Here is a 12,310-nt window from a genome sequence, read left to right on the forward strand (position 1 = left end):
CGATCAAAGTATCGCTTCTTGGCGTCCGCTGACGGGGAGCCAGACCAGACACCCCCGCGAACCCAACCCGACCGACCTCTGACAGTTGGCCGCGATCTCCAGCCACGGAAAAGAAAAAGAAAAGCAGAAGCGGGTCGCGCGCTGCGCTTGCTCGCAGCCGAGCATGGCTTCGGCTCTACAGGAAGCAAAGAGCGGCCGGCCAAGCTGCTCTGCTTTTGATCTTCTTTTTTCTCTTCGTGGGCGTGAGCACCCGGAAACTGTCGGGGGACGGGCGGGTTGGGGGCGTAGGACCGCAGGCGCCATGGATGGCGCCTACGAGCCCCCAAGGACGGGTTTACGGCGTGTCCCGCGGCCCCAACGCGCCCGGCCCAATCGCATGAACCGCGTTCTGCGGCCACCCCACGAGAGGCTGCGCCGTTGGCTGGAAACCCTCGTTTGTTAGTTGGAAGTTAAAGATCCGTAAGCGTTCTGCTGTGATCGGGCCGTCATCTGCATGCAACCGATCGTCATTAGCCTTCGTGACGTTCCAGTCAGCTTGGTCGCGGTAAGCTCTACCCCGATGAGCCCACAAGTACCGCTCATCGTGTGCAGTACGCAGTAGCAATTTGGAGGAAGACATCACATGGCGATTGTTCTTTATGTCGGTGGTAGCAAGGACGGCGAGAAGGGCGTGGTGCCCTACGGCTTCAGCAAATCCCGCGCCGACACCGCGCTGGGGCCGGAGTTCTACACGGAGCGGTTCATGGAACTGCAGGGCGTCGGCAAGGTCCGCTTGATGGCACTGGAAAGCATGCGTGACGAGATCGTCATGCAGCGCGCCGCCCGCCATTACCGCTGACCCTCGCAACATGCGGCAGGGTGCGCCCACGTGCGTGCACCCGCGCCGGCATCCCAGCCGGGCCAGCACGGCCCCTTCTGCCAGGATGCCGGCGTCCCCACCCGGTGCTGCCGCCTGAACCCCGCCGCTGTCAACGCTTGTGTGCCCGCGCCGGGCATGGCCAGAATGGGTCTTTCCCGTAACGCGGCCCAGACCGGAAGCAATGCACGACGCCAAGAACGCCCAGAGCGCGCTCGCCCAGCAGATCGCCCAGACCATCGCCACCGAGATCGGTGCCCAGTCCGCCCAGGTCCGTGCCGCGGTCGGCCTGCTTGATGAAGGCGCCAGCGTTCCGTTCATCGCCCGCTACCGCAAGGAAGTGACCGGCGGCCTGGACGACACCCAGCTGCGCAACCTGGAGGTACGCCTGACCTATCTGCGCGAGCTGGAAGACCGCCGCGCCGCGGTCCTGGCCAGCATCGATGAGCAGGGCAAGCTGACCGACGCGCTGCGCAACGACATCCTGGCCGCCGACACCAAGAGCCGGCTGGAAGATCTTTACCTGCCGTACAAGCCCAAGCGCCGCACCCGCGCGCAGATTGCCCGTGAGGCGGGACTGGAACCGCTGGCCGATGGCCTGCTGGGTGACCCCACGCAGGACCCGCAGGCCTTCGCCGCAGGCTTCGTCGACAGCGACAAGGGCGTGGCGGACGCCAAGGCCGCGCTGGAAGGTGCCCGCGCGATCCTGATGGAGCGCTGGGGTGAGGACGCCGCGCTGGTGGGCGAGCTGCGCACCTGGCTGGGCGACACCGGCGTGATCCGCGCGCGCGTGGCCGAGGGCAAGGAAACCGAGGGCGCCAAATACCGCGACTATTTCGAACATGCCGAAGCGCTGGCGAAGATTCCTTCGCACCGGCTGCTGGCGCTGTTCCGTGCGCGCCGCGAGGAGATCCTGTTGCTGGAGCTGGACCCGGGCAGCGATGCCGAGGCCGGCCACCAGTACGCCGAAGGGCGCGTGGCACGCAAGGCAGGTATCGCCGACCAGGGCCGCGCCGCCGACCGCTGGCTGCTGGATGCCTGTCGTCTGACGTGGCGCGCGAAGCTGCACACCCACCTGCTGCTGGACCTGTTCAACCAGGCCCGCGAGAAGGCCGAGGCCGAAGCCATCACGGTGTTCGGTGACAACCTGAAGGACCTGCTGCTGGCTGCCCCGGCGGGCCCGAAGACCGTGCTGGGCCTGGACCCGGGCATCCGCACCGGCTGCAAGATCGCCGTGGTCGATGCCACCGGCAAGCTGCTGGCCACGGAAACCATCTACCCGCACGAGCCGCGCCGGCAGTGGGATCAGTCGCTGCAGACGATCAAGCAGCTGTGCGCCCGGCACAACGTGGAACTGATCGCGATCGGCAACGGCACCGCCAGCCGCGAAACCGACAAGCTGGCCGGCGAGGCGATCAAGGCCATGGGCAATCCGAAGCTGCAGAAGGTGGTGGTCAGCGAAGCCGGTGCTTCGGTGTATTCCGCCTCGGAATTTGCGGCAAAGGAATTCCCCGGGCTGGACGTGTCGCTGCGCGGCGCGGTGTCCATTGCCCGCCGCCTGCAGGACCCGCTGGCCGAACTGGTGAAGATCGAGCCCAAGGCGATTGGGGTGGGCCAGTACCAGCACGACGTGGACCAGTACCGCCTGGCCCGCGCGCTGGATGCCCGCGTGGAGGACTGCGTGAACGCGGTGGGCGTGTACGTGAACACCGCCTCGGCCGCGCTGCTGTCGCGCGTGTCAGGGTTGTCGTCCACGGTGGCCGAGAACATCGTGCGCCACCGCGACGACAACGGGCCGTTCAAGCGCCGCAAGGACCTGCTGAAGGTCGCGCGGCTGGGTGAGAAGACCTTCGAGCAGTGCGCCGGCTTCCTGCGCATTGCCGATGGCGATCAGCCGCTGGACGCCTCGGCCGTGCACCCGGAAGCCTACCCGGTGGTCGAGCGCATCGTGGCCAGCACCGCGCGTCCGATCACGGCGCTGATCGGTGATGGCAGCTTCCTGCGTGGGCTCAAGCCCGAGCAGTTCACCGATGCGAGCTTCGGCGTTCCGACCGTGCGCGACATCCTGAAGGAACTGGAAAAGCCGGGCCGCGACCCGCGTCCGGAGTTCAAGGCCGCGCGCTTCGCCGAGGGCGTCGAGGACATCAAGGACCTGCGCGAAGGCATGGTGCTGGAAGGCGTGGTCAGCAACGTGGCCGCCTTCGGCGCGTTCGTCGACATCGGCGTGCACCAGGACGGCCTGGTGCACATTTCGGCGCTGTCGGACACCTTCGTGAAGGATCCGCGCGAGGTGGTCAAGGCCGGCGACATCGTGAAGGTGAAGGTGCTGGAGGTGGACGTGGCGCGCAAGCGCATCGCTCTGACCCGGCGCCTGGACGATACCCCGGGCCAGGCCACCAGCCGCCCCGGTGCGCGCGATGAGCGCGGCCGGGGCGGGCCGGTGCGGCGCGATGGCGGCCCCAACCGCGGCCAGGGGCAAGGCGCTGCGCGTCCCGCAAGCTCGGCGCCGCCGGCCAACAATGCCCTGGCCGAGGCCTTCGCCCGGGCCAAGCGCAGCTGAGCCATCGCCCCTCGGCCACGCCTGGCGTGGCGGGGGGACTTGTCGGCCCTCCCCGGCGTGCGCACACTGGCGCCCATGGGGGGGGGCGCGGGCCGCCCTGCAGGGCGCCGGGGAGGGCCATGACGTCAGCACGAGCCGCCAACGCGACCGCAGACTGCAGCGCCGGGCTGCGGCTTCGCTGTGCCCGCCATTCCGCGCGGGGGCGCCGATGACCGGGCACGTCCACGACGCCAACGCCAACGCGCTGCTGGAGCGGCGCCTGCAGGAACTGTCGGAAGAGCGCCGCCGGCTGGCGATGATCATCGAAGGCACCGCCGCCGGCACCTGGGAATGGAACGTCCAGACCGGGCAGATGCGGGTGAACGCGCGCTGGGCCGAGATCGTCGGCTATCGCCTGGACGAGCTGGAGCCCATCTGCCAGGAAACGTTCATTGCGCTGGTCCATCCGGACGACCTGGCGCGTTCCGACGCCGCGCTGGAAGCGCACTTCCAGGGCCGTACCGAGCATTACCGGTGCCTGCTGCGCATGCGCCACAAGAACGGCCAGTGGATCTGGATCCATGACCGTGGCCGCGTGTACGAATGGGACGGGCAGGGGCGCCCGCTGTGGATGGCCGGTGCGCATGCCGACGTGACCGAACTGCAGATGGCTCGCCAGGAGGCCGCGGACATGCGCCACCGGCTGCAGGCCGTGGTCGATGCGTCCGACGAGGTGGCGGTGATCGCCACCGATACCGAGGGCCTGATCACCCTGTTCAACACCGGTGCCGAACGCCTGCTGGGTTACGCCGCCAGCGACGTGGTCGGCACGCTCAACCCGGGTACGTTCCATGATCCGGAGGAAATGCATGCCTATCTGGCGCCGCTGGCCGATGCTGACGGTCACCTGCCGTCGGCATTCCAGGCGCTGACCGCGCAGGCGCAGGGGCAGACGTTCTCGCGACAGTGGACCTTCGTGCGCAAGGACGGCCAACGCCGCCAGGTGCGCCTGTCCATCAGCCGCATGGATGGTGCCGACGGCGAGCGCATCGGCTACGTCGGCATGGCCATCGACATCACCGAGATCCTGCAGGCGCGTGCCGAAGCGCGCCTGGCGGCGGACAAGTTCGCCGGCGCGTTCACCTCTGCGGCGCTGGGCATGGCCCTGGTGTCGCTGGAAGGGCGCTGGCTGGATGTGAACGACGCGCTGTGCCGCATCCTGGGCTACCCGCGCGAAGAACTGCTGCAGGTCGATTTCCAGCGCTTGACCCACCCCGATGATCTGCAGGCCGACCTCGCCCTGGTGCAGGATCTGCTGGCAGGCCGGCGCAACTCCTACCATCTGGAGAAACGCTACCTGAATCGGGACGGCAACGTGATATGGGCGAGGCTTTCCGTATCGCTGGTACGCAACGAGCGCGGCGCACCCCTGCACTTCGTATCGCAGATCCAGGACGTCACCTCCCAGCGCAGCAGCGAGCAGCGGCTGTATGAAAGCGAACAGCGCAGTCGCATTACGTTGGACGCGGTCACCGACATTGTCGTCAGCGTGACGTTGGCCGGGCGCATCGAGTACGCCAACGCCGCTGCCGTGCGCATGCTGGCCAGCCCAGGCATGTCGACGCTGGTGGGTGAAAATGTGCATGACCTTCTGTCACTGACCACCGAATATGCACCCGGCTCGGTCCTGGATGTCGCTGTGCTGCTGGACCCGGACAGCAATGCCGTGGACCTGCACGCCGACCTTCTGATGCGGGTGGGTGCTGCCGCGGTGCCGGTGGACCTGACCCGTGCCTGGCTGCGCGACGACGAGGGCCATGTGCGCGGCGCAGTGTGGGTGTTGCGCGACGATACCCAACAGCGCGCCCGCGAGCGCGAGGCTCGCCATCTGGCCGAGATCGATCCGTTGACCGAACTGGGCAACCGGCGGGGTTTCGAGGCGCACCTGCAGCAGGCGATCACCCGCGTGGAGCGTACCGGCCAAGCGGCCTCGCTGATGTTCATCGACCTTGACCGTTTCAAGCCCATCAACGATACCTGGGGCCATCTGGCTGGCGATGCCGTGCTCTGGGCGGTGGCCAGCGTGCTGCGCCACGGCGTGCGCGACTCGGACATCGTGGCGCGGCTGGGCGGCGACGAATTCGCGGTGATCCTGCCCGGCTGTGGCCCGCGCCGGGCCGCGCGCATCGGCCGCGAACTGCTGCAGACGCTGGCAGCGCTGTCCATTCCGTGGGACACGGCGCGCCTGCGGATCGGCGCCAGCATCGGCATCGCGCCGCTGGAGGCGGGCATGACGGTGGATGAGGCGGTGGCGTCGGCCGATGCCCAGTGCTACCGGGCCAAGGCCATGGGCCGCAACAACGTGCAGGTGCAGGGCGAGCTGGGTGAGCTGCCCGGCGAGGACAATGACGCGGGCTGAACCGGTGCGTACCGCAAGAGGCCAGATACGGTCTCAACCTGTGAGAGGGCGGGGCGGAACAATCGCCCCATCGCCACCTCGACAGGGAGTTGCCATGAGCCATTGGAACACACAGATTGTCGGCGCCTACGCGCCCGCCTGCATTGGCTGGCTGCTGGCGCTGGCCGGTGGCCTGCGCCTGGAGCAGCTGCGCCTCGACCCCTTGGCGCAGTCACTGGTGCCGGTCCTGCAGTGGGGCGTGGTCAGCGCACTGCTGGCCACCCTGGGCTGCATCATCGGCGCCAGCGCGGTGCTGTGGCGCAATGGGCGGCGCACACGCTGACCAAGCGTCTGTAGAGTCGAGCCATGCTCGACTGTTTTGCTCTACGTAATGACGAGGTCACCGACGTTTGCCTGGGACGAAACCGCCTTTCCGGAATTGTTCGGTTGATGGTCAAGACGCTCGCCCCGTAGAGTCGAGCTTGCTCGACTGCTGTCGGCCAGAATCAGTCGAGCAAGCTCGACTCTACGAAGCTGGCAGTCGAGAGCTCGACTCCACAGAGAGCGTGCCGACTCAGCGCAGTACCGGCTCCACGTCCACCAGCCGCACGTCGTGCATCTGGTCGAGGTAGGCCTCGTAGTACCACTTGTGTGACGCACCGACGATGGCCAGCATGCGCGTGCCAGGGTACTGGCCCAGTACGTCGCGGATGTTGGCGACCATCCGCAGGTTGCGGGTTTCCCAGTAGCCCAGGTAATTGCGGCCGAAACCCTGCGGCGACGGTTCCACCAGCGTTGCGCCGAAGTCGCTGTCATAGACCAGCCTGGCGGTGGCCGGATCATTGTCGTTGCGGTAGATCGCCATCAGCCCGTCAGGCGCTGCGACATCGGCGTACAGGCGGTCGTAGGTCGCCCGCCGCGTTGCCCCGGCGGAGGTGTTCCACGCCGCGCGGATCGCCTTGGCGTAGTCCTTCTGCAGTGCCTGCGGGGTAGGGGCATCGGCGGTATGGTCGTCCACCGACCACAGCCGTTCCAGGCCCAGGCGTGCGGCCACTTCGGCGGCGACCAGACTGACTTCGTCCTTGCGTGCCGCACGGGCGTCCAGGAACTCGACCAGTTCCGCGCTCAGGCTGTCGCCCGCGCGTCGTTCGGTGGTGGGCAGGCGCAGCCACTGCACGATGGCTGAACCGCGCTCGCCGGCGGCCAGGAACACGGCGGCCAGGTGGCGACGCTGTGCCGGCGTCGGCGCCTTCGGCCAGGACGCCAGTAGGCGCTCCATCTCGGCATTGGCGGTGGGTACATCCATGCCGGTGGCAGCCTGTGCCGGGGCGGTGTCAACGCAGTAGCTCTTGACGCTGTCGGCATAGCGGGTGGGATTGCGGCGCATGAAATCGCACTGCAGGCCGGACACGTTCTCAACCGCGATGGCGGTGGGCTGCCAGGCCTGCAGGCGCCCCAACAGCGGTTCCAGCTGCGCAGGCTTGAACGCTTCCGGCAGGCCGGACAGGTGCGGGCTGCCCAGCACCAGCACTTCGTTCACCCGTCCGGCGGGCGGACCCTTCAGTTCGCTGGGATCGAACGAGGGGCGGTAGCGGCCCTCGTCGGCCAAGGCCAACGGGCTGGCACTGCACAGTGACAACAGGACAAGACAGCGCAGGCGTCGGAACATGCAGTTTCCTTGAATGAAGGGGCTTCCCTGAGAGTGCACAGCCTGCCAGTGCCTGCAGGCCGGCAGATCTCCCGAAGGTCATGTAAACCTTCTGGCTCTGGAATGCATCGCAGGTTCAAGGCGCGCGCGCGGCACAGCCGTTGTAGAGTCGAGCTTGCTCGACTGTTCATTCCAAAGCAGTCGAGCAAGCTCGACTCTACGACGGCAGGGTCGAGCCAGCCCGACGCTCCTGCCGTTCAAGAAGGAACCATCTGAATGGAAGCAGCCATCCCCATCGCAATGGTCGGCGCCCTGCTGGGCACGCTCGTTGGCTTCATTGGCCCGGCGCGCTGGCACTGGCAGTTGCTGAGGTTGGCGCCGTTGCTGGTGCTGCCGTTCGCCCTGTACATCCTGCGGCACACCAGCTGGATCCTGGGCGGGGGCGGGCCGTGGGTGAACGCTGCCCTGATGGCGTGGGTGGGCGCGGTGGGCTACCTGCCGTCGGTGCTGGCCGTGGTCGTGCTGCGCTGGGCGATCTGGCGCCGGGGCTGAACCGACGCCGCAGAAATAGTCCTCAAGGCCCCGCCATGGCGGCCGATATCCAGACTGCCTCCCTTGCCGGAGGCAACGCTGCCGCTCCGCGCCATCGCTCGAGTGACGCCGCCCCCCAGGTGTCTGCAGGTTCCAGGCAATCGATGTTCCCGCGGGCATTCCGCCCGTGGGTCGCACCGCTCACGGAAACCAAGGAACAGACCATGCTCATGCCAGGCTTCACCGCGGGCGCGCAGGCGCCGGCAGACACACCATCCCGTTGGTCTTTCTGGCGCGCCCTGCAGGGGCGCCTGGCCGGGCAGGGCGGCAGCACCGCGTCCGAGACGGCGGCAGAGCGCGAACGCGCCGACATGGCCGCACAGGTGGTGGCGCTGCACCGGGTGCAGGCGGTCATCGAGTTCGCGCTGGACGGCACCATCCTGCAGGCCAACGACAACTTCCTGCAGGCGGTGGGCTACACCCTGGATGAGATCCGGGGCAAGCACCACTCCCTGTTCGTCGATCCCGACCAGGCCCGCAGCACTGAGTATCGGGCGTTCTGGGCACGCCTGGGGCAGGGCGAATTCGATGCCGGCCAGTACCGCCGCTTCGGCAAGGGCGGCCGCGAGATCTGGATCCAGGCCTCGTACAACCCGGTGCTGGATCGCCACGGGCGGCCGGTGAAAGTGGTGAAGTTCGCCACCGACATCACTGCGCAGAAGCAGCAGGCCGCTGAGCTGGCTGGTCAGCTGGCGGCAATCGACAAATCACAGGCGGTGATCGAGTTCAGCATGGACGGGCGGATCCTGACCGCCAACGCGAACTTCCTGACCGCCACCGGCTACACGCTGGACGAGGTGAAGGGGCAGCACCACTCGCTGTTCGTCGAACCGGAGTACCGCGCCAGCCCTGCCTACAGGCAGTTCTGGGAAAAGCTGGGGCGCGGCGAATACGATGCGGGCCAGTACCGGCGGCTGGGCAAGAACGGCCGCGAGGTCTGGATCCAGGCCAGCTACAACCCGATCCTGGATGTGAACGGGCGGCCGCTGAAGGTCGTGAAATACGCCACCGACATCACCGCGCAGATGCACGAGAGCCAGGCCATGCAGCAGGCGGTGGCGCAGACCCGCGAAGTGGTGGCGGCCGCCAAGCTGGGCGATCTGACCGGGCGCATTCCGCTGGATGGCAAGCGTGGCCCGGTGGCCGAGCTGTGCGAGGGCGTGAACGCGCTGGTGGAGACCATGGCTGGCATCATCGGCCAGATCAAGTTCGCCGCCGACACCATTGCGGTGGGTGCCAGCGAGATTGCGCTGGGCAACAGTGATCTGTCGCAGCGCACTGAACAGCAGGCCGCATCGCTGGAGGAAACGGCGGTGTCGATGAAGGGGCTGGCCGAGACCGTGCAGCGCACCGCCGGCAATGCCCGCCAGGCCAGTGCACTGGCCGGCGGCGCGGCCGAAGTGGCCGCGCGCGGTGGCAGCGTGGTGCACGAAGTCGTGTCCACCATGGCGGTCATCAACGCGTCGTCACGGCGCATCGTCGACATCATCGGGGTGATCGACGGCATCGCCTTCCAGACCAACATCCTGGCGCTCAATGCAGCGGTGGAAGCGGCGCGTGCAGGCGAACATGGGCGTGGCTTTGCCGTGGTGGCGACCGAGATCCGTGAACTGTCACAGCGCTCGGCCAGCGCGGCAAAGGAGATCAAGCGGTTGATCGACGAATCGGTGGCCAATGTCGGCGCCGGTACCGCGCAGGTGGAAAGCGCGGGGCGCACCATGGACGAGATCGTGCGCGACGTGCGCCGGGTGAGCGATCTGATGGCCGACATCAGCAGTGCGGCGCAGCAGCAGAGCGATGACATCCAGCAGATGAACCAGGCGGTGGACCTGATCGACCAGGGCACCCAGCAGAACGCCGCGCTGGTGGAAGAGGCGTCCGCTGCGGCGCGCAGCATGGAAGAGCAGTCGGCACAGCTGCTGCACACCGTGGCCGGGTTCCGGCTCGAGGCCGGGGCAGGGCACGGACCGGCCGGGCATGCGCCGGTGCTGCGGGTGGTGTGAGCGCGTGGCGGGACCAGAAACGCCAAAGGCCAGGTCGATGACCTGGCCTTTGATGCGTTGGTGCCGGTGAAAGGACTCGAACCTTCATGGGGTCACCCCCGGCTGATTTTGAGTCAGCTGCGTATACCATTCCGCCACACCGGCAGCAGCGCGCTAGTGTAACCGAGCCCGCCGGGCGTTCATAGAGGGTGCCCGGAACCGAGACGATTCCCCCGCAATATGTCGGTAACGGCACTGTGATGGCTATACTGCGACGGCTTAACACGTGCCGGAGCTAGAGCCCATGTCAGCGTTGCAGGACCTGCGGGTGCTGGTGGTCGAGAACGACGAAATGAGCGCTTCGCTGCTGCAGATGCAACTGGAGCAGTTCGGTGCCGACGTGGTCGGCGTGGCCGCGTCCGTGGCCGAGGCGCTGCGCCTGTTGGCCGCGCAGAAACCAGACGTGGTGCTGCTGGACTACCGCCTGGCCCGCAACGAGACCAGTGAACCCGTGGCGACGGCGCTGGTCGAGGGTGGCGTGCCGTTCGTGCTGGCCACCGGCATGAGTGCCGCGCAGCTGCCGGCATCGATGGGCGCCGGTGTGGTGCTGCCCAAACCCTATCTGTCGGTCGATCTGTGTGCCGCCTTGCAGCGTGCAGTGGGGCGATCCAGTCAGGCGGCCTCTTCGTACACGTAGTGGATGTCCTCGCGGTCGTCCAGGATCGCGTACTGCAGCCCCAGTTGATCCGGATCCGGATTGAGCCAGCGGTCCAGGTGTTCGGGCCGGATCGGCACAACCCCGCGGTCGTGGCCGGCCGCGGCGACGTCGCTGGGCGGTGCATCGGTGATGGTGGCAAACGATAGCAGCCGACCTTCCGGCCCCTCCCATTCGGCCCACAGGCAGGCCAGCAGCAGGTCGCGCGGCGGGTCGGGGCGGAATTCCAGGATCACGTCCTGTTCCTTCTCGTCGCTGCCCAGCTGTCGCCCGGCGATGGCGTGGCGCGGTACATGCTCGTAGAACGCGCGCACCATCACCACGCCGTGGCGAAGGCCGAAGGCGCCGCGCCAGTAGCCCTCCAGGCTGTCGCGCCGCGCGTTGTAGGTGCCCGGATAGAGCACATCGTTGCGCGCGGGCTTGTCGGGCAGGCGGCATTGGTAGCGCATTGGCTTGATCACCCGCTGGCCGTTCTCGCTGACCATGACCGGCGCATAGGTGCCGGGGAAGATGCGGTTGTCGCGCGGCAGCAGCTGCACGCGATGCAGGTCGTCCAGGCGCGCCTGCGCACGCTCCATGCGGTTGCCGGCCACGCGCAGGTCGTTGCGGGCCTTCTGCGTGGGGCGGGTGGCCAGGGTGGCAGCGGCAATGTCGCGGCGCTCGCTCTGTTTCACCAGCTCGGCCTGCAGCGCCTGTTGCTCTTCGGCGTGCCATTGCTGGATCTTCGCCACGATGTCGCGGCCCTGCTCAGTGCGCGCGCCGGCAAAGCCATCGTCCATGGCCTTGGGGGTCTTGGGCCGCTTCTTGCCGGGATCGTGCGCGTACAGTTCGGCGAACTCCTCCAGCGACAGCACGGCGCCGTATTCACGGACAAGCTTGGCGTAGTCGGCGCGGATCAGGGCGGAATAGCACATGCGGGCGTGGCCGGTGGAGGTCGCAGCGGCTGCGACGGGAGTGCGGCAGGATAGCCGGACAATCCGGGAGAACGTGTATGAATGCTGCAAGCAACTGCCAGTTCCGCGACGCGGTGCCGACGGTGGAGGACTACTGCCAGCTGCGGGCGCTGGCAGGGTTGAGTGCCAAGACCGCCGAAGCGGCGCAACGTGCGCTGCCCAACACGGTGTTCGGGGTGTGCGCCTACCAGGGCAGTGAACTGGTGGCGATGGGCCGGATTATTGGCGACGGTGGCTGCCATCTGCAGGTATGCGACATCGCGGTGCTGCCACGCCTGCAGGGGCAGGGGCTGGGCAGGCAGGTGATGGCGCGGCTGGATGCGTGGATGCGGGCCAACCTGCCGCCGTCGGCATACGTGAGCCTGTTGGCAGATGGTGAGGCGCATCGGTTGTACGCGCAGTTCGGGTTCGCGCCCACCGCGCCGGCATCGATCGGCATGTACCGGCGGTTTTGAGTTCAGGGTGGCGAGGCATTCATCCACGCATGCCGGGCCACCCCAGTAGATCCACGCCATGCGTGGATGCGCCCGCCCAGGATCGCAGGCAAAAAAAACCCGGCCGAAGCCGGGTTTTTCAAAGAATTGGCGTCCCCACGGGGATTCGAACCCCGGTCGCCACCGTGAAAGGG

The 12,310-nt window shown here is 67.5% G+C and carries 10 protein-coding genes and 1 tRNA gene; 8 read left to right on the top strand and 3 right to left on the bottom strand.

Annotation, left to right across the window (positions count from 1 at the left end; translation table 11 throughout):
- The first annotated feature begins 622 nt into the window (after positions 1–622).
- From RTY46_RS18860 to RTY46_RS18875, 4 genes are all read left to right on the top strand, one after another.
- Positions 623–838, top strand: a complete 216-nt coding sequence (locus RTY46_RS18860) for a hypothetical protein (protein ID WP_006374014.1) — start codon at positions 623–625, stop codon at positions 836–838.
- Between the two features lie 202 nt (positions 839–1,040).
- Positions 1,041–3,416 (top strand): Tex family protein, encoded by a 2,376-nt coding sequence (locus RTY46_RS18865; RefSeq protein WP_312710303.1) that lies wholly within the window; start codon positions 1,041–1,043, stop codon positions 3,414–3,416.
- Positions 3,417–3,624: 208 nt separating this feature from the next.
- Positions 3,625–5,814, top strand: a complete 2,190-nt coding sequence (locus RTY46_RS18870) for a PAS domain S-box protein (RefSeq protein WP_312710305.1) — start codon at positions 3,625–3,627, stop codon at positions 5,812–5,814.
- Positions 5,815–5,908: 94 nt separating this feature from the next.
- Positions 5,909–6,136: a hypothetical protein gene (locus RTY46_RS18875; RefSeq protein ID WP_312710306.1), complete on the top strand. Its 228-nt coding sequence runs from the start codon at positions 5,909–5,911 to the stop codon at positions 6,134–6,136.
- 231 nt (positions 6,137–6,367) lie between these two features.
- On the opposite strand, the gene RTY46_RS18880 is transcribed toward RTY46_RS18875, so the two are convergent.
- Positions 6,368–7,462 (bottom strand): DUF5694 domain-containing protein, encoded by a 1,095-nt coding sequence (locus RTY46_RS18880; protein WP_312710308.1) that lies wholly within the window; start codon positions 7,460–7,462, stop codon positions 6,368–6,370.
- Positions 7,463–7,717: 255 nt separating this feature from the next.
- Between RTY46_RS18880 and RTY46_RS18885 the strand changes: the two genes are divergently transcribed.
- Positions 7,718–7,993 carry a hypothetical protein gene (locus RTY46_RS18885; RefSeq protein WP_312710309.1) on the top strand — a complete coding sequence of 92 codons (276 nt, stop codon included), beginning with the start codon at positions 7,718–7,720 and terminating at the stop codon, positions 7,991–7,993.
- 203 nt (positions 7,994–8,196) lie between these two features.
- Positions 8,197–10,035, top strand: coding sequence for a methyl-accepting chemotaxis protein (locus RTY46_RS18890; RefSeq protein WP_312710310.1), 1,839 nt, complete (start codon positions 8,197–8,199; stop codon positions 10,033–10,035).
- Positions 10,036–10,093: 58 nt separating this feature from the next.
- Here RTY46_RS18890 and RTY46_RS18895 read toward each other — a convergent pair.
- Positions 10,094–10,179 (bottom strand) — tRNA-Leu (locus RTY46_RS18895).
- A gap of 139 nt (positions 10,180–10,318) precedes the next feature.
- On the opposite strand from RTY46_RS18895, the gene RTY46_RS18900 reads away from it, so the two are divergent.
- The gene (locus RTY46_RS18900; RefSeq protein WP_312710311.1) at positions 10,319–10,711 is read left to right on the top strand and encodes a response regulator; all 393 of its coding nucleotides are present in this window, start codon (positions 10,319–10,321) and stop codon (positions 10,709–10,711) included.
- Here the strand turns inward: RTY46_RS18900 and RTY46_RS18905 are convergent.
- Positions 10,687–11,643 carry an SOS response-associated peptidase family protein gene (locus tag RTY46_RS18905; RefSeq protein WP_312710312.1) on the bottom strand — a complete coding sequence of 319 codons (957 nt, stop codon included), beginning with the start codon at positions 11,641–11,643 and terminating at the stop codon, positions 10,687–10,689. The genes RTY46_RS18900 and RTY46_RS18905 overlap by 25 nt on opposite strands.
- 77 nt (positions 11,644–11,720) lie before the next feature.
- Here RTY46_RS18905 and RTY46_RS18910 point away from each other — a divergent pair, with 77 nt between their 5' ends.
- The gene (locus tag RTY46_RS18910) at positions 11,721–12,137 is read left to right on the top strand and encodes a GNAT family N-acetyltransferase (RefSeq protein WP_312710313.1); all 417 of its coding nucleotides are present in this window, start codon (positions 11,721–11,723) and stop codon (positions 12,135–12,137) included.
- Positions 12,138–12,310 lie beyond the last annotated feature (173 nt).

It is taken from the genome of Stenotrophomonas sp. (assembly GCF_032056425.1).
In the GTDB taxonomy this organism is placed as follows: Bacteria; Pseudomonadota; Gammaproteobacteria; order Xanthomonadales; family Xanthomonadaceae; genus Stenotrophomonas.